At 71.6% G+C, this 22,300-nt stretch carries 28 protein-coding genes; 18 read left to right on the top strand and 10 right to left on the bottom strand.

Annotated features, from left to right (window positions below; translation table 11 throughout):
- Positions 1-180 precede the first annotated feature (180 nt).
- The 3 genes from AAG827_RS08365 (at position 181) to AAG827_RS08355 (ending at position 3,278) form a co-directional block, all read left to right on the top strand.
- Positions 181-1,899, top strand: coding sequence for a serine/threonine-protein kinase (locus AAG827_RS08365; RefSeq protein WP_341925455.1), 1,719 nt, complete (start codon positions 181-183; stop codon positions 1,897-1,899).
- A gap of 133 nt (positions 1,900-2,032) precedes the next feature.
- Positions 2,033-2,458, top strand: a complete 426-nt coding sequence (locus tag AAG827_RS08360) for an anti-sigma factor (protein WP_341925454.1) — start codon at positions 2,033-2,035, stop codon at positions 2,456-2,458.
- Between the two features lies 1 nt (position 2,459).
- The gene (locus tag AAG827_RS08355) at positions 2,460-3,278 is read left to right on the top strand and encodes an RNA polymerase sigma factor SigF (protein WP_341925453.1); all 819 of its coding nucleotides are present in this window, start codon (positions 2,460-2,462) and stop codon (positions 3,276-3,278) included.
- Positions 3,279-3,294: 16 nt separating this feature from the next.
- Here AAG827_RS08355 and AAG827_RS08350 read toward each other — a convergent pair whose 3' ends face one another.
- Positions 3,295-3,723 (bottom strand): hypothetical protein, encoded by a 429-nt coding sequence (locus AAG827_RS08350; RefSeq protein ID WP_341925452.1) that lies wholly within the window; start codon positions 3,721-3,723, stop codon positions 3,295-3,297.
- A 203-nt stretch (positions 3,724-3,926) separates the two neighbouring features.
- On the opposite strand from AAG827_RS08350, the gene AAG827_RS08345 reads away from it, so the two are divergent.
- Positions 3,927-4,178 (top strand): WhiB family transcriptional regulator, encoded by a 252-nt coding sequence (locus tag AAG827_RS08345; RefSeq protein ID WP_091111408.1) that lies wholly within the window; start codon positions 3,927-3,929, stop codon positions 4,176-4,178.
- A gap of 3 nt (positions 4,179-4,181) precedes the next feature.
- Here AAG827_RS08345 and AAG827_RS08340 read toward each other — a convergent pair whose 3' ends face one another.
- The gene (locus AAG827_RS08340) at positions 4,182-5,657 is read right to left on the bottom strand and encodes a histidine kinase N-terminal domain-containing protein (protein ID WP_341925451.1); all 1,476 of its coding nucleotides are present in this window, start codon (positions 5,655-5,657) and stop codon (positions 4,182-4,184) included.
- 58 nt (positions 5,658-5,715) lie between these two features.
- Here AAG827_RS08340 and AAG827_RS08335 point away from each other — a divergent pair, with 58 nt between their 5' ends.
- The 5 genes from AAG827_RS08335 (at position 5,716) to AAG827_RS08315 (ending at position 9,872) form a co-directional block, all read left to right on the top strand.
- Positions 5,716-6,594 (top strand): DUF2785 domain-containing protein, encoded by an 879-nt coding sequence (locus AAG827_RS08335; protein WP_341925450.1) that lies wholly within the window; start codon positions 5,716-5,718, stop codon positions 6,592-6,594.
- Positions 6,595-6,607: 13 nt separating this feature from the next.
- The gene (locus AAG827_RS08330) at positions 6,608-8,278 is read left to right on the top strand and encodes an acetolactate synthase (protein WP_341925449.1); all 1,671 of its coding nucleotides are present in this window, start codon (positions 6,608-6,610) and stop codon (positions 8,276-8,278) included.
- On the top strand, positions 8,278-8,781 hold the full coding sequence (locus tag AAG827_RS08325; RefSeq protein ID WP_341925448.1) for a GNAT family N-acetyltransferase: 504 nt from the start codon (positions 8,278-8,280) through the stop codon (positions 8,779-8,781). Before AAG827_RS08330 ends, AAG827_RS08325 begins: the two co-directional genes overlap by 1 nt.
- Complete coding sequence (locus AAG827_RS08320; RefSeq protein ID WP_341925447.1) at positions 8,781-9,176, top strand: hotdog domain-containing protein; 396 nt, start codon at positions 8,781-8,783, stop codon at positions 9,174-9,176. Before AAG827_RS08325 ends, AAG827_RS08320 begins: the two co-directional genes overlap by 1 nt.
- 240 nt (positions 9,177-9,416) lie before the next feature.
- On the top strand, positions 9,417-9,872 hold the full coding sequence (locus tag AAG827_RS08315) for an NUDIX domain-containing protein (RefSeq protein WP_341925446.1): 456 nt from the start codon (positions 9,417-9,419) through the stop codon (positions 9,870-9,872).
- Positions 9,873-9,884: 12 nt separating this feature from the next.
- Here AAG827_RS08315 and AAG827_RS08310 read toward each other — a convergent pair whose 3' ends face one another.
- A complete protein-coding gene (locus AAG827_RS08310; RefSeq protein ID WP_341925473.1) occupies positions 9,885-10,055 on the bottom strand; it encodes a DUF1272 domain-containing protein in 171 nt (56 codons plus the stop codon).
- Positions 10,056-10,175: 120 nt separating this feature from the next.
- Between AAG827_RS08310 and AAG827_RS08305 the strand changes: the two genes are divergently transcribed.
- On the top strand, positions 10,176-10,559 hold the full coding sequence (locus AAG827_RS08305) for an NUDIX hydrolase (RefSeq protein WP_341925445.1): 384 nt from the start codon (positions 10,176-10,178) through the stop codon (positions 10,557-10,559).
- Between the two features lie 18 nt (positions 10,560-10,577).
- Here the strand turns inward: AAG827_RS08305 and rsrA are convergent, their stop codons facing one another.
- From rsrA to AAG827_RS08285, 4 genes are all read right to left on the bottom strand, one after another.
- On the bottom strand, positions 10,578-10,862 hold the full coding sequence (gene rsrA / locus AAG827_RS08300) for a mycothiol system anti-sigma-R factor (RefSeq protein ID WP_341925444.1): 285 nt from the start codon (positions 10,860-10,862) through the stop codon (positions 10,578-10,580).
- Complete coding sequence (locus AAG827_RS08295; RefSeq protein WP_341925443.1) at positions 10,859-11,521, bottom strand: sigma-70 family RNA polymerase sigma factor; 663 nt, start codon at positions 11,519-11,521, stop codon at positions 10,859-10,861. The genes rsrA and AAG827_RS08295 overlap by 4 nt, the downstream gene beginning before the upstream one ends.
- Before the next feature lie 72 nt (positions 11,522-11,593).
- Positions 11,594-12,241, bottom strand: coding sequence for an alpha/beta family hydrolase (locus tag AAG827_RS08290; RefSeq protein WP_341925442.1), 648 nt, complete (start codon positions 12,239-12,241; stop codon positions 11,594-11,596).
- Entirely contained in the window at positions 12,238-13,002 is a 765-nt protein-coding gene (locus AAG827_RS08285) for an SOS response-associated peptidase (RefSeq protein WP_341925441.1), read from the bottom strand. The genes AAG827_RS08290 and AAG827_RS08285 overlap by 4 nt, the downstream gene beginning before the upstream one ends.
- A gap of 109 nt (positions 13,003-13,111) precedes the next feature.
- Here AAG827_RS08285 and AAG827_RS08280 point away from each other — a divergent pair, with 109 nt between their 5' ends.
- Genes AAG827_RS08280 through rsgA form a run of 3 tightly spaced genes read left to right on the top strand, consistent with a single transcriptional unit; the run spans position 13,112 to position 15,941 of the window.
- Entirely contained in the window at positions 13,112-13,642 is a 531-nt protein-coding gene (locus AAG827_RS08280) for a DoxX family protein (protein WP_341925440.1), read from the top strand.
- Between the two features lie 21 nt (positions 13,643-13,663).
- Positions 13,664-14,932, top strand: coding sequence for a 3-phosphoshikimate 1-carboxyvinyltransferase (gene aroA / locus AAG827_RS08275; RefSeq protein WP_341925439.1), 1,269 nt, complete (start codon positions 13,664-13,666; stop codon positions 14,930-14,932).
- 10 nt (positions 14,933-14,942) lie between these two features.
- The gene (gene rsgA / locus AAG827_RS08270) at positions 14,943-15,941 is read left to right on the top strand and encodes a ribosome small subunit-dependent GTPase A (RefSeq protein ID WP_341925438.1); all 999 of its coding nucleotides are present in this window, start codon (positions 14,943-14,945) and stop codon (positions 15,939-15,941) included.
- A gap of 3 nt (positions 15,942-15,944) precedes the next feature.
- Here rsgA and AAG827_RS08265 read toward each other — a convergent pair whose 3' ends face one another.
- Positions 15,945-16,394: a DUF2231 domain-containing protein gene (locus tag AAG827_RS08265; protein ID WP_341925437.1), complete on the bottom strand. Its 450-nt coding sequence runs from the start codon at positions 16,392-16,394 to the stop codon at positions 15,945-15,947.
- Positions 16,395-16,430: 36 nt separating this feature from the next.
- Between AAG827_RS08265 and AAG827_RS08260 the strand changes: the two genes are divergently transcribed.
- From AAG827_RS08260 to AAG827_RS08250, 3 genes are all read left to right on the top strand, one after another.
- Positions 16,431-17,330 carry an inositol monophosphatase family protein gene (locus tag AAG827_RS08260; protein ID WP_341925436.1) on the top strand — a complete coding sequence of 300 codons (900 nt, stop codon included), beginning with the start codon at positions 16,431-16,433 and terminating at the stop codon, positions 17,328-17,330.
- A gap of 68 nt (positions 17,331-17,398) precedes the next feature.
- Positions 17,399-17,830 carry a CBS domain-containing protein gene (locus AAG827_RS08255; protein WP_341925435.1) on the top strand — a complete coding sequence of 144 codons (432 nt, stop codon included), beginning with the start codon at positions 17,399-17,401 and terminating at the stop codon, positions 17,828-17,830.
- A gap of 268 nt (positions 17,831-18,098) precedes the next feature.
- The gene (locus tag AAG827_RS08250) at positions 18,099-18,467 is read left to right on the top strand and encodes an FKBP-type peptidyl-prolyl cis-trans isomerase (RefSeq protein ID WP_341925434.1); all 369 of its coding nucleotides are present in this window, start codon (positions 18,099-18,101) and stop codon (positions 18,465-18,467) included.
- Positions 18,468-18,537: 70 nt separating this feature from the next.
- On the opposite strand, the gene AAG827_RS08245 is transcribed toward AAG827_RS08250, so the two are convergent.
- Both AAG827_RS08245 and AAG827_RS08240 read right to left on the bottom strand, forming a co-directional pair.
- Positions 18,538-18,783: an RNA-binding S4 domain-containing protein gene (locus tag AAG827_RS08245; RefSeq protein ID WP_341925433.1), complete on the bottom strand. Its 246-nt coding sequence runs from the start codon at positions 18,781-18,783 to the stop codon at positions 18,538-18,540.
- 5 nt (positions 18,784-18,788) lie between these two features.
- Positions 18,789-20,078: a DUF445 domain-containing protein gene (locus AAG827_RS08240; RefSeq protein ID WP_341925432.1), complete on the bottom strand. Its 1,290-nt coding sequence runs from the start codon at positions 20,076-20,078 to the stop codon at positions 18,789-18,791.
- A gap of 68 nt (positions 20,079-20,146) precedes the next feature.
- Here AAG827_RS08240 and AAG827_RS08235 point away from each other — a divergent pair, with 68 nt between their 5' ends.
- A complete protein-coding gene (locus AAG827_RS08235; RefSeq protein WP_341925431.1) occupies positions 20,147-20,557 on the top strand; it encodes an adenylyltransferase/cytidyltransferase family protein in 411 nt (136 codons plus the stop codon).
- A gap of 98 nt (positions 20,558-20,655) precedes the next feature.
- Entirely contained in the window at positions 20,656-22,230 is a 1,575-nt protein-coding gene (locus AAG827_RS08230) for an MXAN_6640 family putative metalloprotease (protein WP_341925430.1), read from the top strand.
- Positions 22,231-22,300: the final 70 nt, after the last annotated feature.

The following is a 22,300-nucleotide window of genomic DNA, read 5'->3' as shown; positions in this document are numbered from 1 at the left end:
GAGCGCAGTATCGAACAGCCCCCGCCGGTTGGCCAGACGCCCCATTTTGGGTGGTGCTGCCCGGGGACGTTCAGGCGTAGCGTCGACGGGGCATCCTCCTCCCGCCTCGGGGGGCAGCACGACGGCGGACGGTCGCTGCATCCGCACGTGCCCACTCTCGGGGTAGCCCAGGGAGTCAGCATGGACAAGTTCGGAGCCTACGAGGTCGTCGCAGTGGCCGGCTCGGGAGTCTTGGGCAGCGTCTACCGCGCCCGTCACACGGAGCTCGGTCGCGAGGCGGCCATCAAGGAGCTGTCGGCAGCGGTGCGCGGCGCTCCCGGCCAGGCTGCGCGGCTCCGCACGGAGGCGCACACGCTGGCCGCACTGTCGCACCCCAACATCGTGGAGCTCTACGACTACGTCGAGGAGCCCGGTCGAGCCTGGTTGGCCGAGCAGTGGGTCGACGGCACGACCCTCGAGGACATCCTGGCGGAGCACGGTCGCCTGAGCGCCGAGCAGGCGGTCGGCGTGATGCGCGGTGCGCTGCTCGGCCTGGCCCACGCCCACGAGCACGGCGTCCTGCACCGCGACATCTCGGCGACCAACATCCTCGTCGACCGGGCCGGGACCTCCATGCTCCTGGACTTCGGTCTCGCCGCGCCGGCCACGACCGGAGTCCCCGGCGGGAGCGCGGGGACCGAGACCGTCGTGGGCACCCTCGCGCCCACGGGGTCGACCGCGCCCATGGTGCTCGGCACCCCCGCCTACCTGTCGCCCGAGGCAGCACGCGGGACGGCGCTGTCGACCAGGAGCGACGTCTACTCGGCGGCTGCGCTGCTGCACCACCTGCTCGCCGGAGCACCACTCTTCTCCGGCTCCTCGCTGGACATGGTGCGTCAGCACCTCGAGGCGCCGGCACCCCACCTCACGAGCGAGGGGGCCGAGATGGAGCAGCTGCTCGTCGACGCCCTCTCCAAGGATCCCTCCGACCGGCCCGCTGACGCCTCCGCCCTGCTGCTCCGGCTCGAGCAGGCCGCCGAACGTCGCTACGGCCCTGGCTGGCTGAGTCGTGCCTCGATCGCCGGCCTGGTCGGGGGCACCGGCGCAGCCTTGGGCATGGTCACGGTCCTGGGCAGCACCGGCACCGGGGTGCGTGCGGCGGAGCAGGTCCTCGACACCGCCGTCGGCGGCCAGGTGGCTCGCCAGGTCGCCTCGTCCGCCGGCCGGAGCACGCGCAAGCTCGCGATGACGCTCGGGGCGACGGCGGCCGCCTTCGTCGTCGTGGCGGTGACGACCGTCGTGCTGACCAACGGTGACGGCGAGACCGCTGTGGGCGCGGACATCAGCCAGGTGAACGACGTGTCGTCGCGCGACCCGGAGCCCAGCGAGCCGGTCGAGCCTCCGCCCGACCCGGTCGTCACCTCGGTGCCCGATGGGAGGTACCGGCTGGTCGTGACCGTGTCGAAGACCGACAACCCCGGCTACGGCAAGGTCGGTGACGTGGCCGGCCGGGTGACCTGGACGCTGCGACCGTCCTGCCCTGATGCCGCGTCCTGCTCGGGCGTTATCAAATCCAGCAGCGGCAACAGGTTCGACTACGCGTGGAACGGGTCGGTGCTCCGGGTGTCGGCACCCGAGCCTCGGGTCGAGGAGGGGCTCTGCTTCGACGTGGAGACCGGTGAGGATGTGCCGGGCACGCACTTCAAGACGACCAGCACGACGAGTCGGATCGTGCTGCGCGCCGTCGGCTCGGCCCCCGAGGGGCAGGCCCCGCGTCGCTTCGTCGGCGACGCCACGGAGCACGTGGTGGTCAGCGAGCTCCGTGGCGACTGCACCAACAGCTACGCGGACACCGGGGCGCCCGAGCCGACTGTCACCCTCCGCTACGTGGCGACGCTCCAGGGCACGTCCACGCGCTGACGTCCGCGTTTGTCCGGACCGGTCACGGGGTACAGCCCCGTCGTCCCTCCGCTGTCTCCTCCGTCCTCCCCTGGGAAGACGGCGGCGGGCAGTAGGGTCAGCCGACCGCTTCGCACCAACGAAGGACGTAGACATGTCTGTGACGGGCACCGCCCACCCGGGCGGCCACCAGAGCGATCGAGCCGACGTCGAGCTGCGCCTCCCCGCCGACAGCGCCTACGCGTCGGTGCTGCGCACCACCGCGGCCGGGCTCGCCGCACGGCTGGACTTCACCATCGACGACATCGAGGACCTGCGCATCGCGGTGGGCGAGGCCAACGCGATGGTGCTGCCGGAGGCGGACCCCGGCTCGGACCTCAACTGCCGCTTCTACCTCGCGCCCGGCACGCTCACGATCGCCGTGAGCGTGTCGTCGCTCGGCGCGGCCGCGCCCGATCGCGACAGCTTCGCCTGGCAGGTGCTGACCACGCTGGCGACCAGCGCGACCGCCGAGTCGGTCGACGACCAGTTCGTGGTGACGATGACGATGCACTCCTCCATCGCCGGAGTCGGCCTCTGACATGGACCGTCACCCCTCTCGGGACGACCTCCCCGACGACGAGGCGCAGCTGACCGGGGTCGAGCTGACCCGCAAGCGCAGTGCCGCGCTCTTCGTCGTCTTCCACGACGAGGACGAGTCGCAGGCGAGACGAGACAGCGCCCGTGACGGGCTGGTGCACCTGCACCTCCCGCTCGTCGAGCACTGTGCGCGACGCTTCCGCAACCGCGGGGAGCCTCTCGAGGACCTCGTCCAGGTCGGCACCATCGGTCTCATCAAGTCGATCGACCGTTTCGACTCCTTCCGTGGCGTGGAGTTCTCGACCTACGCCACGCCCACCATCATCGGCGAGATCAAGCGCTACTTCCGCGACAAGGGCTGGGCCATCCGCGTCCCGCGGCGGCTCCAGGAGCTGCGGATGCAGATCGGTGCCGCCACGGCCGAGCTCACCCAGTCGCTCGGACGCTCCCCCACGGTGCGCGAGCTCGCCGAGAGCATCGGGTGCAGCGTCGAGGAGATCGTCGAGGGCATCGAGTCCAGCAACGCCTACTCCACGCTCTCCCTCGACGCCTCGGACGACTCCGACGACTCGGCCGCGTCCATGCTCGACGCCATCGGGGTCGACGACGCCGGGCTCGAGCACGTCGAGATCCGCGAGTCGATCAAGCCGCTGCTGGACCGTCTGGAGCCCCGCGAGAAGAAGATCCTGCTCCTGCGCTTCTTCAAGAACATGACGCAGTCGCAGATCGCGGAGGAGATCGGGGTCTCCCAGATGCACGTCTCACGCCTGCTGACGCGCACGCTCGAGCAGCTGCGCACGTCGTTGGAGCAGCAGGACTGAGCCCCTCCGTTCCCGGTCAGTGCCCGGCGGTGCCGCGCTCCCCGGTCGGGTCGTCGGCCAGCACGTCGGTCGTGGCCGGGTGGATCATCCCGGCGATCACGACGAGCGCCGTCACGGCCATCACGGTGGCCACCGGCCAGAACTCCCGCAGGTTCCAGGCCAGTCCCAGCTGGATGAGCTGAGTCAGCAGGACCGGACCGCGAGCCCAGCCCTGCCGGCGGGTGAGCGCGACGGCGCAGCCGACCAGGGCGAGGCCGTAGACCCCGAAGAAGACGCTGGTCGTGACACCCAGCGACATCCGCTGCGAGGACAGGTGGGCGATCTCCAGCAGGGCGAGCAGCACCAGGAGCCCACCCTGGACGGCGGCCAACGACGCCGCCACGGTCAGGGGCGGCGGGTTGCCGGGTCGCTGGTGGGGACCCTCGTGGGGAGCAGGTGTCGACACCCTGGCAGCGTACGGGGCATCCATGGGCTGTGCCTCTGACATCGCTGTGATCCAACGAACCACCCGAAAGGCTTGATCCGGGAGGCAAATGTTGCAAGTCTGTTCGTGCGCTCGTGATCACCTTCACTATTGCACCCATCCGCGCGCCCGCAGGCCTGAGAACCCCTGCCTGCACTCAATGCGAAAGAGAGATCCACCACCCCATGGATTGGCGTCACCGTTCCGCGTGCCTCGATGAGGATCCGGAGCTGTTCTTTCCGATCGGCAACACCGGTCCGGCCATCCTCCAGATCGAGGAGGCCAAGCAGGTCTGCCGACGCTGCGACGTGCGCGAGCTCTGTCTCTCGTGGGCGATCGAGGCCGGGCAGGACCACGGCGTGTGGGGTGGGCTCAGCGAGGACGAGCGCCGCGCGCTCAAGCGTCGCAACGCCCGGTCGCGCGTCCGGACCGCCTGAGCGTCACTCCAGCGGGACGTCGATCCCCGCCCGGGTGCCGGCGCCGGCGGGGCGCGGCCCCAGCGTGAGCTGACCGCCCAGCTCCGACTCCACGAGCGTCCGCACGATCGACAGCCCCAGGTTCGTCGACCGGTCGAGGTCGAAGCCCTCGGGCAGACCCCGGCCGTCGTCGTCCACGATCATCGTCAGTCGCCCGACCAGGCGCTGCACCGTGACCGTGATCAGGCCGCTGGTCGCCGCGTCCTCCGCGTCGTAGCCGTGCTCGACGGCGTTCTGGAGGACCTCGGTGAGCACCATGGCCAGGGCCGTGGCGGACTCGGACGGCAGCACCCCGAACGATCCCTCGCGGCGCACACGGACCCGGCCACCGGACGAGCCGACGTCGGTCACCATGCTGCCCAGACGGTCGGCGATCTCGTCGAACGCCACGGTCTCCTCGACGGCCTGGCTGAGCGTCTCGTGCACGATCGCGATCGACCCGACCCGGCGTACGGCCTCCTCGAGGGCCAGCTTGGCCTCCTCGGAGTCGATCCGTCGCGCCTGGAGGCGCAGCAGCGCCGCCACGGTCTGGAGGTTGTTCTTCACGCGGTGGTGGATCTCGCGGATGGTGGCGTCCTTGGTGATCAGCTCGCGGTCGCGACGTCGCAGGTCGGTGACGTCGCGGACCAGGATCAGGCCGCCGATGTGCTCCCCCTCCGGTCGCAGCGGGATGGCGCGCACGATCAGGGAGACCTGGTCGCTGCCGATCTCGGTGTCGCGGTGCGCGCGACCGCCCAGCACGGCGCTGAGCGTCTCCTCGTCGGGACGGCGCCGCGGCGGCACCAGCTGACGGGTCAGGTCGGCCAGGCTGAGCCCCGAGAGGTCGCCCGACAGTCCCAACCGGCGATAGACCGACAGCGCGTTGGGGCTCGCGTAGACGACCATCCCGACGGCGTCGACCCGGAGGAACCCGTCACCGACCCGCGGTGAGTCCGCATGGTCGCTGCGCTGGCCGACCTCGGGGAAGAAACCGCCGGAGATCATCTGGGTGAGGTCGGCGGCGGTCTGGAGGTAGGACAGCTCGAGGCGGCTCGGGGTGCGCACTCCGAGCAGGTTGGTGTTGCGGGCGATCACCGCGATCACGCGCTCGGAGCGACGCACGGGGATGGCCTCGACCCGCACCGGCACGTCGTCACGCCACTCGGGGTCACCCTCCCGCACCAGTCGGCCGTGGGCCCATGCCTCGTCGAGCATCGGTCGGCGGCCCGCGGGGACGAACGTGCCGACGATGTCGTCGATGTAGGCCGTCGGGCCGGTCGTCGGGCGCATCTGGGCGGCGGCCCAGAAGCCGTGACCGCGCTGGTCGGGCAGCCACAGCACCAGGTCGGCGAAGGAGAGGTCGGCGATGATCTGCCAGTCGGCCATGATCAGCTGCAGCCAGGCCACGTCCTCCTCGCCGAGGTCGGTGTGGCTGCGCACGAGCTCGATCATCGAAGGCACACCCCTGAGCGTAGGTGTTCACGACCCCGACATCCCCGCGGTCGCGACCTTTGACAGGATGGTCGACATGTCGGCGGCGTACTGGAAGCAGGTTCACGACGACGACTTCGCCGTCCCCACCGACCGGTCGCTCTCGGACCTCACCGCGGAGCTGACCCGGCTGCTCGGAGACGCCGACCCCGACCTTCGTGACGGCCTGGCGCTGCCGGCCCTGGCGACGTGGGTGGAGCGAGGCGTCTACGACGACCTGCTGCCCGGCCTCGGCGACGGCATGGCCGCCGGCCTGCGGGTCGGTCTCGGGGAGACGGGCACGGACTCGGTCTTCCGCCGCAGCTTCTCCGTGCTCGTCCTCGCCTGCTGCATCGAGCGCGACAACGACCGACCGCTGGTCCCGGGCGGCAAGGTGCTCGAGTGGGGCGACCGGATCGCGACCTGGATGCTGACCGAGCAGGACCTGCGCGGCTACGTCCCCGGCAAGGGCTGGGCGCACGCCGTGGCCCACGGCGCCGACGCCCTGGGCGCCCTCGCCTCCTCGCCCCACGTCGGTGTCGGCGAGCTGACCGTGCTGCTCGACGTCATCGCCGAGCGGCTGGTCGCGCCGGTGGACGCGCTCTTCAGCGCCGGTGAGCCCGACCGGCTGGCGCTGGCCGCCATGAGCGTCCTGCGACGCAACCACGTGCCCCTCGACCTCATCGAGATTTGGGTCGACACGATCGCCGCGGCCGCGCGCCACCAGCACGACGGCTCCGACCAGGACCCACACCTGCGCGCCGGCAACGCCGAGGCCTTCCTGAGGGCGCTCTACCTCCAGCTGGCCCTCGGGCAGCGGCCGCCCGCCGTACGCGCGGACCTGCTGCTGCTGCTCGTGGAGGCCCTGCGCTCGACCAATCCGCACTACCTCGGAGCCAGGGTGGCTGCTCCGGCCGGGGAGTCCTGAGTAGCCTGCGGGCATGACTCAGGAAGAGACCACCGACGCCGTCCTCGAGGGACACTCCGGCGAGCTCGCCGTGGCCGTCGCCCGCGCCTACGGCGTCGAGACCATGTTCACGCTGTCGGGGGCCCACGTGTTCCCGATGTACGACGGGGCCGTCAAGGCCGACCCGCCGATGCGTCTCCTCGACGTTCGCCACGAGCAGACCGCGGCCTTCGCGGCGGAGGCCACGGGCAAGCTGACCCGCGTGCCCGGCCTCGCGGTGCTGACCGCCGGCCCGGGCGTGACCAACGGCGTGAGCGCGATCGCGCAGGCGCAGTTCGCCGGGTCCCCGATGGTGGTCGTCGGTGGTCGCGCCCCCGCCAACCGCTGGGGCAGCGGCAGCCTCCAGGAGCTCGACCAGCCGCCCATCGTCGCCTCGGTCTCCAAGATGGCGACCACGCTCCACACCGCCGGCGACATCCTCGGCGGGATGGACCAGGCCTTCGCAGCCGCCGCCTCCTCGCACCGTGGGCCGGTCTTCGTGGACGTCCCGATGGACGAGTTCTTCAACGCCTCCTCCGGCCCGGCCCCGGTGCGCTCCTCCACGCGGGGCGCGGAGCCCGACGGTGACGCCGTCGCGACCATCGCCGGGCTGCTGGCCTCGGCCACGCGCCCGGTCCTGATCCTCGGCACCGACGTCTGGGCCGACGGCGCCGAGGTGGCCGCGCTGCGCTTCGTCGAGGCGATCGGCATCCCCACGATCACCAACGGCATGGGCCGCGGCGTGATCCCGGGCGGGCACGCCCTCCTGGCGACCAAGGCTCGCGGCCAGGCGCTGGGCGGTGCCGACCTCGTCGTCGTGGTCGGCACCCCGCTCGACTTCCGTCTCGGCTACGGCATCTTCGGCGGCAAGGACGGCGCGACACCGGCCCAGGTCGTGCACGTCGCGGACTCCCCCGGCCAGGTCTCCGGTCACGCGACCTTGGCCGCGTCGGTCTCCGGCGACCTCACGTCGGTCTTCGACGGACTTCAGGCTGCACTGGAGCGTGGCTCCAAGCCCGACTGGAGCACCTGGGTCTCCTCGCTGCAGGACACCGTCGCCGCCGCCACCGCGCGCGACCTGGACCTGCTGCGCGCCGAGGCCGACCCGATCCACCCGGCCCGCATCTACGGCGAGCTGGTGCCCCGACTGGCCGAGGACGCCGTCGTCATCGGCGACGGCGGCGACTTCGTGTCCTTCGCCGGCAAGTTCGTCGAGCCGAAGCGCCCCGGCGGCTGGCTCGACCCCGGTCCCTACGGCTGCCTCGGTGCGGGCCTGGGCGCGGCGATCGCGGCGCGCCTGGCGCGACCCTCCTCGCAGGTGGTGCTGCTGCTCGGTGACGGCGCGGCCGGCTTCTCGCTGATGGACGTCGACACCCTCGTGCGCCACAACCTGCCGGTCGTCATGATCATGGGCAACAACTCCGCCTGGGGCCTGGAGAAGGGCCCGATGCAGATGCTCTACGGCTACGACGTGATCGCCGACCTCGCGCCGCGCACGGCCTACGAGGAGGTCGTCAAGGCGCTCGGTGGGGCCGGGGAGATGGTGACCGACCCGCGCCAGATCGGGCCCGCGATCGACCGCGCCTTCGCGTCCGACGTGCCCTACCTGGTCAACGTCATCACCGACGTGGACGCGGCCTACCCTCGCGCCACCTTCGGCATCTGATGCAGCTGCGCCTCGCGACGCCCGACGACCACGAGGTCGTCGGGCGCGCCACGGTGGCCGCCTATGCCCCGTTCCTCGGCGGCGACCGGCCCGACACGGGCTACGTCGAGCACCTGCGCGACGCGGCACGTCGCGCCGCGGAGGCCGAGCTGTGGGTGGCCTGCTCCGAGGCGGGCGAGGTGCTGGGCTCGGTCACGATCTGCCCTGAGGGCTCACCGTGGCGCGAGCTGGCCCGACCGGGCGAGGGCGAGTTCCGGATGCTTGCCGTCGACCCGACCGCCCAGGGTCAGGGAGTCGGGCGGGCGCTCGTGGAGCACGCCTTGACCCACTTCCGCTCGGGCGGCGCCACCGGGGTGGTGCTGTGCAGCATGGCCGAGATGACCGCGGCCCACGCTCTCTACGGCCGGCTCGGGTTCGTCCGCGAGCCCGCGCTCGACTGGTCGCCCGCGCCCGGCGTCGAGCTGCTCTCCTTCCGCCTCACCTTCGCCCCGCAGGAGTCCTGATGACCGATCCCGCCCCGGCCACCCTCACCTTCACCGTCGGCGAGGCCGACACCGCGATCGCCGTGGGCTCGGGCGCGCTGCCGGTGCTGGGCACCCCGCGACTCCTGGCCTGGCTGGAGGCCGCGACCTGCGCGGCGATCGAGCCAGCGCTCCCCGAGGGCTCGACCAGCGTCGGCACGCGCATGACGATCGAGCACCTCGTCGCGAGCCCCGTCGGCCAGGAGGTGGAGGTGACCGCCTCGTCGTCGTACGTCGACGGGCGGCTGCACCGCTTCACCGTGGCCGCGCGGCACGTGAGCGGCGGTGCCCCCGGGAAGGTCGTCGGCACCGGTGAGGTGACGCGGGTCGTGGTCGACGCCGAGAAGTTCCTGGGGCGGATTTCGCCTCCGTCGTGAAGTTTGGGAGACTGTCGTCTGAATGGCCCTCGATGGGTCGCTGAGATTCCAGGAGGACACCATGGGCAAGACCGGACGCAAGCGCCGCGCTCGCAAGAAGAAGGCCGCAAACCACGGCAAGCGCCCCAACGCCTGAGCACACGCTCGGCAGTTGATGCACTGGACCCCCGCCCCTCAGGGCCGGGGGTTCGTTGCATTTCGGGGTGCGGGCCACCGCGGGTCTGGGGCAGGCTGACGCCGGTGACCTCCTCCCCGCTGCCGGTCCTCGTCGCCGCCGGCGTGCTCGTGCGTCGCGACGACCTCCTGCTGCTGCAGCGTCGCGGTGACGACCGCACCTGGGGCGTCCCCGGCGGCGCGCTGGAGCCCGGCGAGACACTGGAGCAGACGGCACGACGCGAGCTGCTCGAGGAGACGGGGCTCACCGCGGGGGCCCTGACCCTGCTGGACGTCTACTCCGGACCGGACTTCCGGGTGCGCTACCCGGACGGGTTCGAGGCCTACGTCGTCGGCGCGACGTTCGAGACCAGCGACGTTGCGGGGTCGCTAACGGTCGACGGGGAGGAGACCCTGGAGCTCGGGTGGTTCCCCGTCTCGTCGCTGCCGGCGCCCATGAGCGCCTACACGCGCGCGCTGCTGGCGCGGGTCGGCATCAGCTCGCCGACGCAGGTCCCCGAGCGGCCGGGTCCCGGCACGTGATCCACTCGATGCTCATCCGAGGCGCCGCGGCCGCTGCAGCAGCTCTCCGGAGCAGGTGGGACAGGCCATCGCCAGGTCACCCTCGGCGCAGCCGCGGCACCAGGTGCACTCGAAGCTGCAGATGAAGGCGTCGGTCGTGGTCGGTGGCAGGGCGCTGTCGCAGCGCTCGCAGGTGGGGCGCATCTCCAGCACCGTCCCAGGGTGGCGTCGCCGACGACCAGTCACCAGCAGGATCGCTGCCGTCCACCCTCGAGATCCGGCCGTGGTGCCGGCGGGTGCGCCAGGTGGCCGCGTGCCGGTCGTGTGCCGCAGAGCGCGCCAGGCCGCCGTCTCCGGCACACGACTAGCGGTCAGGTCGAGCGGCACGAGAGCCCCGAGCAGGGCGCGGCTCGCGAGCTCGCCGAGGAGACCGGGCTGCTCGTGGCGCCCGACGACCTCCGGCTGGTCAGCACCTCGGAGACGTCGAGCGCCCGCTCGCTGTCCCGGGCGTGGAACTACACCACCGAGGTCGACGACCGCACCCTGCGCGTCGACGACCCCGACCAGCAGGTCCGTGAGGCGCGGTGGTTCACCGCCGACGAGGCGGTCGCCCTGCTCGTCACGCTGCCCTACGCGCCCCTGGCCGAGCCGGTCCTCGCGCACCTGCGTGGGGAGCACGGGACGCGGCACTGGGCCTACGCCCTCTGACCCGGGACGTTGCCGCGATCAGCTCTCGGTGATCTGGACCTGCACGGCGCGCAGCTTGAAGAGCACCCGCTCACGCAGGTCGCTGGGCGCGGTCTCGGAGCACGAGCGCGCGACGACGGACTTCACCGTGCGCTGCAGGTCGTACTTGACCAGGCAGGGGTTGCAGGTGTCGAGGTGGAGCTGCACGGCGGCACAGTCGGCCTCGTCGAGCTCGTTGTCGATGAAGTAGACGATGCGCTCGAGGTAGTCGACGCACTCCTCCTTCGACATCTCGTCGTGGGTGTGGTCCTGGCCGTGGCTCATGACGCTCCTCCGTCGGTGCCGACCCGGAGCAGGTCGTTGGTGCGGACGTAGTCGGAGAGCATGTCGCGGAGCTGACGGCGACCGCGGTGCAGTCGCGACATCACCGTGCCGATGGGGGTGTCCATGATCTCGGCGATCTCCTTGTAGGCGAAGCCCTCGACGTCGGCGAGGTAGACCGCGAGGCGGAACTCCTCGGGCAGGCGCTGCAGCGCGTCCTTGACCTGCGAGTCGGGCAGGTGCTCGAGCGCCTCCATCTCGGCGGACTTCAGCCCGGTCGAGGTGTGCGACTCGGCACGCGCGAGCTGCCAGTCCTCGACGTCCTCGGACATCGACTGCTGGGGCTGGCGCTGCTTCTTGCGGTAGGTGTTGATGAACGTGTTGGTGAGGATCCGGTAGAGCCACGCCTTGAGGTTGGTGCCGGGACGGAACTGGTGGAACGAGGAGTAGGCCTTGGCGAACGTCTCCTGCACCAGGTCCTCGGCGTCGGCGGGGTTGCGGGTCATCCTCATCGCGGCCGAGTAGAGCTGGTCGAGGAAGGGCAGGGCGTCCCGCTCGAAGCGCGCGCCACGATCGGCCTCGGACTCCGTGGCCACGTCGATGTCGAGGTCCGGGTGCGGGGCTGCGAGGTCGACGTCAGGGTCGACAGGAGTGTCAGTCATCGCCCCCCAGCCTAGCGGGGAGGTGACCACGGTCGGTCGTTCCAGCAAGTCCATCACGCCAGCAAGAACACGTCATCGCGCAGATGAATTCCCCGTGACCTCTCGGACGATCCACTCCAGGGTCGCCTCGACGACGATCCCCATCGCCTCGTCCTGGCTGATCTCGGCTCGCGCGGGGACCTTCAGGCCGTGGTCGGCGCTCGGCACCACGCAGAGCTCCGTGCTGCTGGGGAACTCCTCGGGGCGGCCCATCGCGTCGCGCTCCCCCTGGATCACCAGGGTCGGCAGCCGCGACCCGCGCAGCTCGTCGACCCGGCTCTTCTCAGGGCGCCCCGGCGGGTGGAGGGGGAAGGACAGGGCCAGGCAGCCGACGGCGCCCAGCAGGTGTGCCGTGCGTACGGCGGAGCGCGCGCCCGCCGAGCGGCCCCCGACGACCAGCGGCACTCGCCCGCGCAGGTTGTCGGCCGCCGAGCGGAGGCCGGCGTCGAGGGTGGCCGGCGGCGTGGCGATCTTGCGACCGGCCCGGCGCCAGGGCTGCTCGAACCGCACGACCGTGATGCCGTGACGGGGCAGGTGTCGCGCCAGCGCCTCGAGGTCGCGCGACTCGATGCCACCGCCGGCGCCGTGGCTCACCAGCAGCGTGGCCAGCGTGTGGCGGGCCCGGTCGGTGACCAGCCTCCCCTCGCCGTGAGGGGTGGCGATGATCCGCTCGGTGCTCACCCGAGGACCTCGTCGCCCAGCTCGTCGAGCGGCAGGGGTGCGATCAGCTCGGGGCCGTTGTTGCGCACGTTCGAGACGAGGGTGGACACGGGGTAGGCCTCCAGGTTGCCGGGCGCCGCGGGCACGAGCAGGTCGAGAAGCGAGCCCTGCGGCGCGGTCGGGTCGAGCCAGGCCGACCACCGGTCCGGCTCGACCATGAGCGGCATCCGGTCGTGGATGTGGCCCACCGCGTCCTCGGCCTGCGTCGTGAGGACCGTGCACGTCCACCGGAAGCGCTCCGGGTCGTCGTCGGCGCGGGTCGGGTCGCGCCAGATCTCGTAGAGCCCCGCCATGGCCAGCGTCCCGTGGTCCTGCGGCCGGATGAAGAAGGGCTGCTTGCGCGGCTTGCCGGCCTTGGTCAGCTGCGAGGTGGGGTACCACTCGAAGTAACCGTCGGCCGGGAGCAGGCACCGGCGCTTGGCGAACGCGCGCTTGTAGGCCGGCTTCTCGGCCACGGTCTCCATGCGCGCGTTGATCATCTTGTTGCCGATGGAGGGATCCTTGGCCCAGGAGGGCACCAGCCCCCAGCGCAGCACCCGCAGCTGACGCTCCGGAGGCTCTTCGCCCTCCTTCGACGGCGGTCGCTCCACCACGGCGTAGACCTCCTTGGTCGGAGCCACGTTGAAGTCCGGCGCCAGCGGGGTGTCGACCCGGCTCTGGACGATCTCGAACTCCTCGACCAGGTCCTCAGGTCGGCGGCTGGAGGCGTAGCGACCACACATGCCAGCAATCTAGTGCCCCGCTCGTGACCCGCTCCCCCGCCCGGTCGCGCGCCGAGGTCTCACCCCCTCAGGTGGGTGTGGGTGCCGGCACGTCGGGTAGGAATGAGGCATGACCGTCAGCCGACTCATCGCCCGTCCCATGCTCGCCTCGATCTTCGTCGTCGGAGGCGTCGCCGCGCTCCGCAACGCCCCGGCCCTGGCCTCGAAGGCCGCGCCGGTCACCGACAAGATCGTGCCCGCGGCGAAGAAGGCGGCGCCGTCGCTGCCGCTGACCGAGGACCCCGCGACCCTCGTGCGGATCAACGCTGTCGCCCAGATCGTCGCCGCCGGTGCCCTCGCGACCGGCCGCGCGCCGCGTCTCTCCGCGGCCATCCTCGCGGCCTCCCTGGTGCCCACCACGGTCGCCGGGCACCGCTTCTGGGAGGTCGACGACGCCCAGACCAAGAGCCAGCAGCAGCTGCACTTCTTCAAGAACGTCTCGATCGTGGGCGGCCTCGTGATCGCCGCCGGCGACACCGACGGCAAGCCGGGCGTGGCCTGGCGTGCACGACGGGCCGCCAAGGACGCCCGCCGCGAGGCCAAGCACCTGGCCGGCTCGGCTCGTCGCGAGGCCAAGCTGGCCAAGGCGCAGCTCACCTGAGCACGCCCTAGAGTTCGGGCTGTGACCGTCGCCGACCCGTGGCCCGCCCCGCGCTGCACCGAGCCCGTGGAGGCCGTTGTCTCCCTGCCCGGCAGCAAGTCGCTCACCAACCGTGCGCTCGTCCTGGCGGCGATCGCCGACCGGCCCTCCGTCGTACGACGGGCCCTGCGGTCGCGGGACACCTCGCTGATGGCGTCGGCCCTGACCGCCCTGGGGTCGACGGTCGACACCTCGACCGACGACTGGGTGGTCACGCCCGGCCCCTTCGACCGTGACGCGACCGTCGACTGCGGGCTCGCGGGGACCGTCATGCGTTTCGTGCCTCCCGTCGCGGGGCTCGCCCACGGCAGGGTGAGCTTCGACGGCGACCCCCACATGCGCAAGCGGCCCGTGGGCGAGGTCCTCAACGCCCTGTCCACGCTGGGCATCCGCGTCGAGGACGAGGGTCGCGGCGCGCTGCCCTTCACCCTCCACGGCGACGGCCACGTCAAGGGCGGGACCGTGGTGGTCGACGCCTCCGCCTCGTCCCAGTTCATCTCGGCGCTGCTGCTCGCGGGCGCACGCTACGCGCACGGCGTCGACGTGCGCCACGACGGCAAGCCGGTGCCGTCCCTGCCCCACATCGACATGACGGTCGCGATGCTGCGCCAGCACGGCGTCGAGGTCGACGACGGCGACGCCAACCGCTGGACGGTGGCTCCGGGCCCGGTCCACGGCGTCGACCACCTGATCGAGCCCGACCTCTCCAACGCCGCGCCGTTCCTGGGGCTGGCCGCACTCTCCGGGGGCTCGGTGACCGTGCGCGACTGGCCGCGCGAGACCACCCAGGCCGGGGACGCGCTGCGCGAGATCCTCACGCTCATGGGCTGCACGGTCGACTTCGTGCCCGACGGCCTGCGGGTGACCGGTCCCGACGAGCTCCAGGGCATCGACCACGACCTGCACGACGTCGGTGAGCTGGCCCCGGCGGTCGCCGCCCTGTGCGCCCTGGCGACCACGCCGTCGCACCTGCGCGGCATCGCGCACATCCGCGGCCACGAGACCGACCGCCTCGCCGCGCTCGCCACCGAGCTCAACGCCCTCGGCGCCGACGTCGTCGAGCACCCCGACGGCCTGTCGATCACGCCGGCACCCCTCCACGGCGGGGTGTTCCACACCTACGCCGACCACCGCATGGCCCACGCCGGCGTGCTGGTCGCCGCGGCGGTCGACGGCGTCCTGGTCGAGGACGTCGCGACCACGAGCAAGACCTTTCCCGACTTCGCCGCGTTCTGGGCGGGCCTGCTGTGAGCGGCCTGCCGTGAACCGCGTCCGGGGTCGCTACGACGAGAACGACCACGAGCACTACGAGCGACCGCGCCGCCGCACCCGTCCCCGCACCAAGGAGCGCCCGACCTACGACGACGCCGTCGACGGGGTCGTCGTCACCGTCGACCGCGGCCGCTACACGTTGCTCGTCGACGGGCGCACGGTCATGGCGATGAAGGCGCGTCCCCTGGGCCGCAAGGGCGTCGTCGTGGGTGACCGGGTGCGCGTCGTCGGCGACGTCTCCGGCGACGACGGCGCGCTGAGCCGCATCGTCGAGGTGACCGAGCGGGTCACCACCCTGCGTCGCACCGCCGACGACGACGACCCGGTCGAGCGCATCATCGTGGCCAACGCCGAGCAGCTCGTCATCGTCACGGCGCTCGCCGATCCCGAGCCCCAGCCGCGCCTGATCGACCGGGCTCTCGTGGCGGCCTTCGTCTCCGGCATGCAGCCGCTGCTCTGCCTGACCAAGGCCGACCTCGCCGATCCCGAGACGCTGCTCTCGACCTACCGGTCCCTGGGGGTGCACTGGGTCGTCACCCAGCGCGGTGGCGAGCTCGAGGCGGTGCGCGAGCGTCTCAGCGGCAAGACCAGCGTGCTCATCGGCTCCAGCGGGGTCGGCAAGTCCACCCTGGTCAACGCCCTGGTGCCCGACGCGCACCGTGACGTCGGTGTGGTCAACGCGGTCACCGGGCGCGGTCGGCACACCTCGACGTCGGCCTACATGCTCGAGCTGCCCGGTGCCGACGGCTGGATCATCGACACCCCGGGCATCCGCTCCTTCGGGCTCGCCCACGTGCGGCCCGAGGACCTCATCGAGGCCTTCCCCGACCTCGACGAGATGACCGAGGAGTGCCCGCGCGGCTGCACCCACGGCACCGACGAGCCCGAGTGCGGGCTCGACATCGCGGTGGCAGCCGGGGACACCGACCCGGAGCGTGTGGAGTCCTTCCGCCGGTTGCTCACCGCGCGGAGCATCTCCGACTACTGAGGCTCAGCCGTTGGTGCCGTACCACGCGATCTGCGCCCCCGCGTCGCCCGTGAGCACCACGTAGACGAGCGTGAGGATCGCGGTCGCACCGACCAGCAGGCGCAGCACGGTGCGCAGGACACCGGTGCGGGTGTGCCACCACGCCGCGGCGAACGACGCGACGGCGAAGGCGGTCATCGAGAGGCGCAGGACCTCGGCGCGCTCCTCGTGCTCCTCGAGCAGCGGCTCCAGCGGGCCGCCGTAGGTGTTGGCCTCCTCGACCTGCTCGCCGGAGAGGTAGGCGACCCAGATGGAGACCAGGGCGACGGCCGCGAGGCCCACGAGCGGCCAGCGCAACCAGTCGCGCCAGCGCGGGACCGCGGCGTGGAGGAGCCCGGCGAGGGCGGCGAGGGGCCCGAGGACGACGGCGGCGTGGACCACCAGGGCGTGCAGGGGCAGACCGTTGATCTCCATGGGGAAAAACCTAGGGGACGCACATGAAAGTAGCCTGTGCGCGTGGCGACCGATTACACCGACGACCTCAGGCTCGCGCACGTGCTCGCTGACGATGCCGACTCCCTGACCACCGCTCGGTTCAAGGCACTCGACCTGCACGTGATGAGCAAGCCCGACCTGACCCCGGTGACCGATGCCGACCAGGCCGTCGAGGAGGGCATCCGACGCACCCTTTCGCGGGTCCGCTCGCGTGACGCGGTGACCGGCGAGGAGACAGGCTCGACGGGGCACAGCCAGCGTCGCTGGATCGTGGACCCCATCGACGGCACCAAGAACTTCGTGCGCGGCGTGCCCGTCTGGGCGACCCTGATCTCGCTCGTCGTCGACGAGGAGGTCGTGCTGGGGGTCGTGTCGGCGCCGATGCTGCAGCGTCGGTGGTGGGCCTCGGTCGGCAACGGCGCGTGGACGGGCCGGTCACTGCTCAAGGCGACCCAGTGCCAGGTCTCCGACGTACGACGCCTCGAGGACGCCTCCCTCTCCTACGCCTCGCTCCACGGCTGGGACGAGCGCGGCCGGCTCGACGACTTCGTCTCGCTCATGCGGCGCTGCTGGCGCACCCGGGCCTACGGCGACTTCTGGTCCTACATGCTCCTCGCCGAGGGTGCCGTCGACCTGGCCGCCGAGCCGGAGCTGGAGGTCTACGACATGGCCGCCCTCGACATCATCGTGCGCGAGGCCGGGGGCCGCTTCACCTCCCTCGACGGCTCCGACGGTCCCTGGGGCGGCAACGCGATCGCCTCCAACCGCCACCTGCACGACGCGGCCCTGTCGTTCCTCGGCGCCTCCGCCGGCGGCGACGACGACGACCCCGACTGGCGCCAGCCCGGCTCCGCGTCGGTCTCGGACCTCAGCGCCCACCGGCGCCCACGCCCCGACACCCCCATCGCCGACTGACGACCGACCACTGACGACCCACCTGTGACCCTGGTCAGGGTGAGCCCCCGGCGAGTAGCGTGCGTCACATGCACATCGGCGACATCCTCCAGGCCAAGTCCTCCCAGGACGTCGTGACGATCGCACCCGGGGCGGGGGTGCGCGAGCTGCTGGCCACGCTGGCGGAGCACAACATCGGCGCGCTGATCGTCAGCTCCGACGGGACCAGCCTCGACGGGATCGTCAGCGAGCGCGACGTCGTGCGCCACCTGCACAGCGACGGCACGGTCATCAACAACACCGTCGCCGCGATCATGACCTCGGTGGTCGAGACGTGCTCGTCGGGCGACGACCTCGACGGGGTCATGCAGACGATGACCGAGCGCCGCTTCCGCCACGTCCCCGTCGTCGACGACGGCACCCTGGTCGGCATCATCAGCATCGGCGACGTCGTCAAGCACAAGATCGGCCAGCTCACCTTCGAGCGTGACCAGCTCGACCACTACGTCCACCAGACCTGACCGCCGCGACCCGCCGCGACCCGCCGGTCGCCTGGGGCCCGTCGTGCTGGTCGGCCGCGTGCACTGACGTGACAAGGCTCTCCCCGTGGGACGACCCGCCGACGCGGCCCCGTGGCGGCCGTGCACGCCGGTCACCTCTGGGACCTGCACACCAAGCGCGACCGCTTCCGCCACCAGGTCGGCGCCGGCTGAGGATCCACCCGGGGCTTCGTTAGTCTCGACCGACCACATCACCAGCTCCACCACCAGCACCACCGAGAGGACCCCCATGGACAAGCCTGAGATCGACTTCTTCGACCCCGAGCCGCCGACCGACCTCGTCATCACCGACGTCACCGTGGGTGAGGGCGCCGAGGCTGCCGCCGGCCAGACCGTCTCGGTGCACTACGTCGGTGTGGCGCACTCGACCGGCGAGGAGTTCGACGCGTCCTACAACCGCGGCGAGCCGCTGCAGTTCCGCCTCGGCATCGGCCAGGTCATCTCCGGGTGGGACACCGGCGTGCAGGGCATGAAGGTCGGCGGCCGACGCCAGCTCGTCATCCCGCCCCACCTCGGCTACGGCGACCGTGGCGCCGGTGGCGTCATCAAGCCGGGCGAGACGCTGATCTTCGTCGTGGACCTGCTCGAGGTCCGCTGACCCGACGCACGACCCGCACCACCGCACGACACCGCTGAGGCCGGTCCCCGCCGGGGGCCGGCCTCGCGTGTCACCAGGGGAGGTTGTCGGGCACGTCGCCGCTGGCGACGCGGGCGGACTGGCCCGCCAGGGCGACCACGTCGCCCTGGGCGAGCTGGCGACCACGACGGGTCTCGACCTCGCCGTTGACCAGCACCTGCCCCGACGCGATGAGCGGCTTGGCCTCGGCGCCGCTCTCGACGAGGTTGGCGAGCTTGAGGAACTGCCCGAGCCGGATCGACTCGTCACTGATCGGGACGTCCTGGGGCTCGCTCATGACCGCTAGTGAACCAGCAGCGAGACCGCGTGGATGAGCACCCCCACGAGACCACCCACGATGGTCCCGTTGATCCGGATGAACTGCAGGTCCCGACCGACGTGGAGCTCGATCCGGTCGGCCGCCTCCTTGCCGTCCCAGCGCTCGATCGTGTGCGTGATGACCGCCGTGACCTCCTCGCCGTAGCGCTCGACGGCAAAGACCGCGATGTCACTGGCGCGGGTGTCGATCCGGTGGCGCAGCGCCGCGTCGGTGGAGAGCCGCTCGGCGAGCGAGGAGACCTCCAGCATCAGGCGACGTCGTACGGCGCCCTCGGGGTCCTGCAGCGAGGTGGTCATGGCGCGACGCAGGGCGTTCCACAGCGACACGCTCGAGGCGAGGACCGAGGGGTGGTCCAGGAGGCGGTCCTTGAGCCGCTCGGTGCGGGCCTGGGTGCTGGGGTTGTCGAGCAGGTCGCGCGCCAGCTGGTCGAGCATCGAGTCGAGCGCCTGGCGCGCGTGGTGGCGCGGGTCGGAGCGGATGTCGGCCACCCACTTCACCATCTCCAGGTGGACGCGGGCGGTGACGCGGAGGTTGAGCCCCGGCGGCGCCCACCAGGGCGCCCGCTCCCCCAGCACCTCCTGGACGGTGTCGGGGTTGTCCTCGAGCCAGGCGTGCAGCTCGGCGAGCGCCAGGTCGACGAGACCGTGGTGCAGGTCGTCGTTGAGCGCCTCGGTGAGCAGGCCTCCGAGCAGCGGCGAGATCGGCTCCTCACGGAAGCGGGGCACCAGCGCGTCGTGGACCAGGCTCTCGATGTGGTCGTCGCGCACCTTGGAGAGCGCGATGGCGGCGACCTCGGCCACCTCGTCGACCACGCGGCGCGCGTTGTCGGTGTCGGAGAGCCAGACCCCGACCCGCTCCGCGACCCGCGCCGAGTCGATGCGCTCGCGGATGATGTCCTCCTGGAGGAAGTTCTCCCCCACGAACTCCTCCAGGCCCTTGCCCAGCTCGTCCTTGCGACGAGGGATCAGGGCCGTGTGCGGGATCGGCAGCCCCAACGGGTGCCGGAAGAGCGCCGTCACGGCGAACCAGTCGGCGATCGCGCCGACCATGGAGGCCTCGGCCCCGGCGTTCACGAAGCCCCAGAAGCCCTCGTCGCCGATGGTGAGGACGTAGACGGCAGCGGCCAGCAGCAGCAGCGACACGGCGACGCTGCGCATGCGCCGCAACGCGCTGCGGCGCAGGGCGTCGGCGGCGGGGTCACCGGCTGCGAGGGCGCTGGGACGCGAGGGCGAGGGCGGAGCGGTCGTGGGCATCGACGCCATCCTTGCCTACCCGACCACGTGCGCGGCTCCCCCTCACGGGCGTGCGAGAATCTGGCCCCATGTCCACCGACGGGCCGCGCACGGTCATCACCTTCGGCACCTTCGACGTCTTCCACGTCGGCCACCTCCGCGTGATCGAGCGTGCCGCCGCGCTGGGCGACCGCCTCGTCGTGGGGGTCTCGGCCGACGAGCTGAACCTGCGCAAGAAGGGCCGCGAGCCGGTCTTCAGCCAGCGCGAGCGACTCGAGATCGTGGCCGCCCTCAAGGCGGTCAGCGAGGTCTTCGTCGAGGAGAGCCTCGAGCTCAAGCGTCACTACATCGAGCACCACGGCGCCGACGTCCTCGTGATGGGCGACGACTGGGCCGGCAAGTTCGACGAGTTCGGCGACATCTGCGAGGTCGTCTACCTCACCCGCACTCCCGCCATCTCCACCACCGCCCTGATCGAGAAGATCTCCGCGGGCAGCTGAGAGGGCGTTTGTCCCCCCACGTCGGGGGGAGGCTCCGCACGAACCCGGACCGCCGCTCCCGCGGCCGGGGCATCTCGAGATCGAGGGGAACCACCTCCATGCGTCGCACCATCGCTGCCGTCGTCGTGGCCATGAGCACGGCGGTCACCGTCCTGCCCGTGGTGTCCAGCCAGGCAGCCACGACCGCCGCCCCCACTGCCACCGCCGCCATCACCCGCAACGCCGCGACGATCGCCCCGGTGGCCGTCGACGACTCGCCGGGAGCCGTGCTCGACCGCGCGGTCCGGGCCCTGCGGGGCACCGGCTCCGAGCGCGCCGCGTCCCCGCGCCCGGACGCCACGCTCGCGCTCACCGACCTCTACGCCGTCCGCTCACGGCTCAGCGGCGACGACCGGCTCCGGGCCGACGCGCTGCTGGCCCGGCCCAGCGACGGCGGAGGCGACCCCTTCGGTGACGGCTACAGCACCCGCTCCACCAAGAAGTGCTCCCCCGTCATCTGCCTGCACTGGGTGCGCTCCTCGGCGGACGCTCCGCCCAGCGACCGCTGGGCGAAGAAGTCGCTCGCGACGATGAACAAGGTCTGGAAGTTCGAGGTCGGCAAGCTCGGCTACCGCCGCCCCGTCGCCGACCGTGGGGTCGGGGGCAACAACAAGTTCGACGTCTACCTCAAGGAGCTCGGCAGCCGCGGCGTCTACGGCTACTGCGCCCCGGAGTACCGCGCGCCGGGCAGCAAGTTCGTCGCCTCGGGCTTCTGCGTCCTCGACGACGACTTCGCCAAGGCCCAGTTCGGCGCCCCGCCGGCGCAGAGCCTGAAGGTGACCGCGGCCCACGAGTTCTTCCACGCGATCCAGTTCGCCTACGACTACCACGAGGACAAGTGGCTCCTGGAGTCCACCGCCACGTGGATGGAGGAGCGCTTCGCCGATGCCGTCGACGACAACCGTCAGTACCTCGGCGCCGGCCAGGTCCGCAACCCCGGCATCCCGCTCGACGTCTTCAACCCCGAGGGCCTGACCCACTACGGCAACTGGGCCTTCTGGGAGTACCTCACCCAGCGCTACGGCAACGCCCTGGTCAAGAGCGTGTGGGTGCAGGCCGGGGCCTTCAAGGGCGCCGGCAACCTCTACTCCACCAAGGCGCTGAAGAAGGTGCTCGCCCGACGGGGCGGCTTCACCACCGTGTTCCGCGCCTATGCCGCCGCCAACGCGATCGCCTCGAAGGCCTATCGCGAGGGCAGGGCGTGGCCGTCGGCCCGCGTCAAGAAGGCCTTCGTCCTGGGCAAGGCCTCGCGTCGCGGCGTCACCTCCACCCGCATCGACCACATGGCCGCCAACCACGTGGTCTTCCGTCCGGGCTCCTCCCTCAAGGGCAAGCGCTGGAAGCTGCGGGTCGTCGTGGACGCCCCCAACCGCGCCTCCGGCAGTGCGGCCTACCTCATCGTCAAGAAGCGGAAGGGTGCCTGGACGAAGAAGCCGATCACCCTGACCCGCAAGGGCGTCGGCTCGGCCAGCTTCACCTTCAGCCGCAACGCCGTGCAGAGCGCGATCGTGACGCTGGTCAACGCCAACACCAGCTTCCGCTGCTTCAAGCGCCAGCCGTTCTTCTCCTGCCAGGGCGTGCCCACGGGAGACAACCGCAAGTTCGTCGTGAAGGGCCAGGTCCTGCGCCGCTGAGGACTCCCCGCAGGCCGCCGCCGCGACGCTCGGGGCAGGTCTGGACCACCGCGAGGCCTGACCGGTCATC

It is taken from the genome of Nocardioides psychrotolerans, assembly GCF_943371775.1.
Lineage (GTDB): Bacteria > Actinomycetota > Actinomycetes > Propionibacteriales > Nocardioidaceae > Nocardioides > Nocardioides psychrotolerans_A.
This window is presented reverse-complemented; position numbering and strand designations above follow the sequence as displayed.

Excerpts from the sequence above, each read along its gene's own strand:
- AAG827_RS08240 (WP_341925432.1), bottom strand. The coding sequence starts at position 20,078 with ATGCCCACGACCGCTCCGCCCTCGCCCTCGCGTCCCAGCGCCCTCGCA.
- AAG827_RS08320 (WP_341925447.1), top strand. The coding sequence starts at position 8,781 with ATGACCGATCCCGCCCCGGCCACCCTCACCTTCACCGTCGGCGAGGCC.
- rsrA (WP_341925444.1), bottom strand. The coding sequence starts at position 10,862 with ATGAGCCACGGCCAGGACCACACCCACGACGAGATGTCGAAGGAGGAG.
- AAG827_RS08325 (WP_341925448.1), top strand. The coding sequence starts at position 8,278 with ATGCAGCTGCGCCTCGCGACGCCCGACGACCACGAGGTCGTCGGGCGC.
- AAG827_RS08280 (WP_341925440.1), top strand. The coding sequence starts at position 13,112 with ATGACCGTCAGCCGACTCATCGCCCGTCCCATGCTCGCCTCGATCTTC.
- AAG827_RS08255 (WP_341925435.1), top strand. The coding sequence starts at position 17,399 with ATGCACATCGGCGACATCCTCCAGGCCAAGTCCTCCCAGGACGTCGTG.
- AAG827_RS08345 (WP_091111408.1), top strand. The coding sequence starts at position 3,927 with ATGGATTGGCGTCACCGTTCCGCGTGCCTCGATGAGGATCCGGAGCTG.
- AAG827_RS08230 (WP_341925430.1), top strand. The coding sequence starts at position 20,656 with ATGCGTCGCACCATCGCTGCCGTCGTCGTGGCCATGAGCACGGCGGTC.
- AAG827_RS08295 (WP_341925443.1), bottom strand. The coding sequence starts at position 11,521 with ATGACTGACACTCCTGTCGACCCTGACGTCGACCTCGCAGCCCCGCAC.
- AAG827_RS08250 (WP_341925434.1), top strand. The coding sequence starts at position 18,099 with ATGGACAAGCCTGAGATCGACTTCTTCGACCCCGAGCCGCCGACCGAC.
- AAG827_RS08235 (WP_341925431.1), top strand. The coding sequence starts at position 20,147 with ATGTCCACCGACGGGCCGCGCACGGTCATCACCTTCGGCACCTTCGAC.
- AAG827_RS08365 (WP_341925455.1), top strand. The coding sequence starts at position 181 with ATGGACAAGTTCGGAGCCTACGAGGTCGTCGCAGTGGCCGGCTCGGGA.
- AAG827_RS08335 (WP_341925450.1), top strand. The coding sequence starts at position 5,716 with ATGGTCGACATGTCGGCGGCGTACTGGAAGCAGGTTCACGACGACGAC.
- AAG827_RS08330 (WP_341925449.1), top strand. The coding sequence starts at position 6,608 with ATGACTCAGGAAGAGACCACCGACGCCGTCCTCGAGGGACACTCCGGC.
- AAG827_RS08360 (WP_341925454.1), top strand. The coding sequence starts at position 2,033 with ATGTCTGTGACGGGCACCGCCCACCCGGGCGGCCACCAGAGCGATCGA.
- AAG827_RS08355 (WP_341925453.1), top strand. The coding sequence starts at position 2,460 with ATGGACCGTCACCCCTCTCGGGACGACCTCCCCGACGACGAGGCGCAG.
- AAG827_RS08285 (WP_341925441.1), bottom strand. The coding sequence starts at position 13,002 with ATGTGTGGTCGCTACGCCTCCAGCCGCCGACCTGAGGACCTGGTCGAG.
- AAG827_RS08245 (WP_341925433.1), bottom strand. The coding sequence starts at position 18,783 with ATGAGCGAGCCCCAGGACGTCCCGATCAGTGACGAGTCGATCCGGCTC.
- AAG827_RS08265 (WP_341925437.1), bottom strand. The coding sequence starts at position 16,394 with ATGGAGATCAACGGTCTGCCCCTGCACGCCCTGGTGGTCCACGCCGCC.
- AAG827_RS08310 (WP_341925473.1), bottom strand. The coding sequence starts at position 10,055 with ATGCGCCCCACCTGCGAGCGCTGCGACAGCGCCCTGCCACCGACCACG.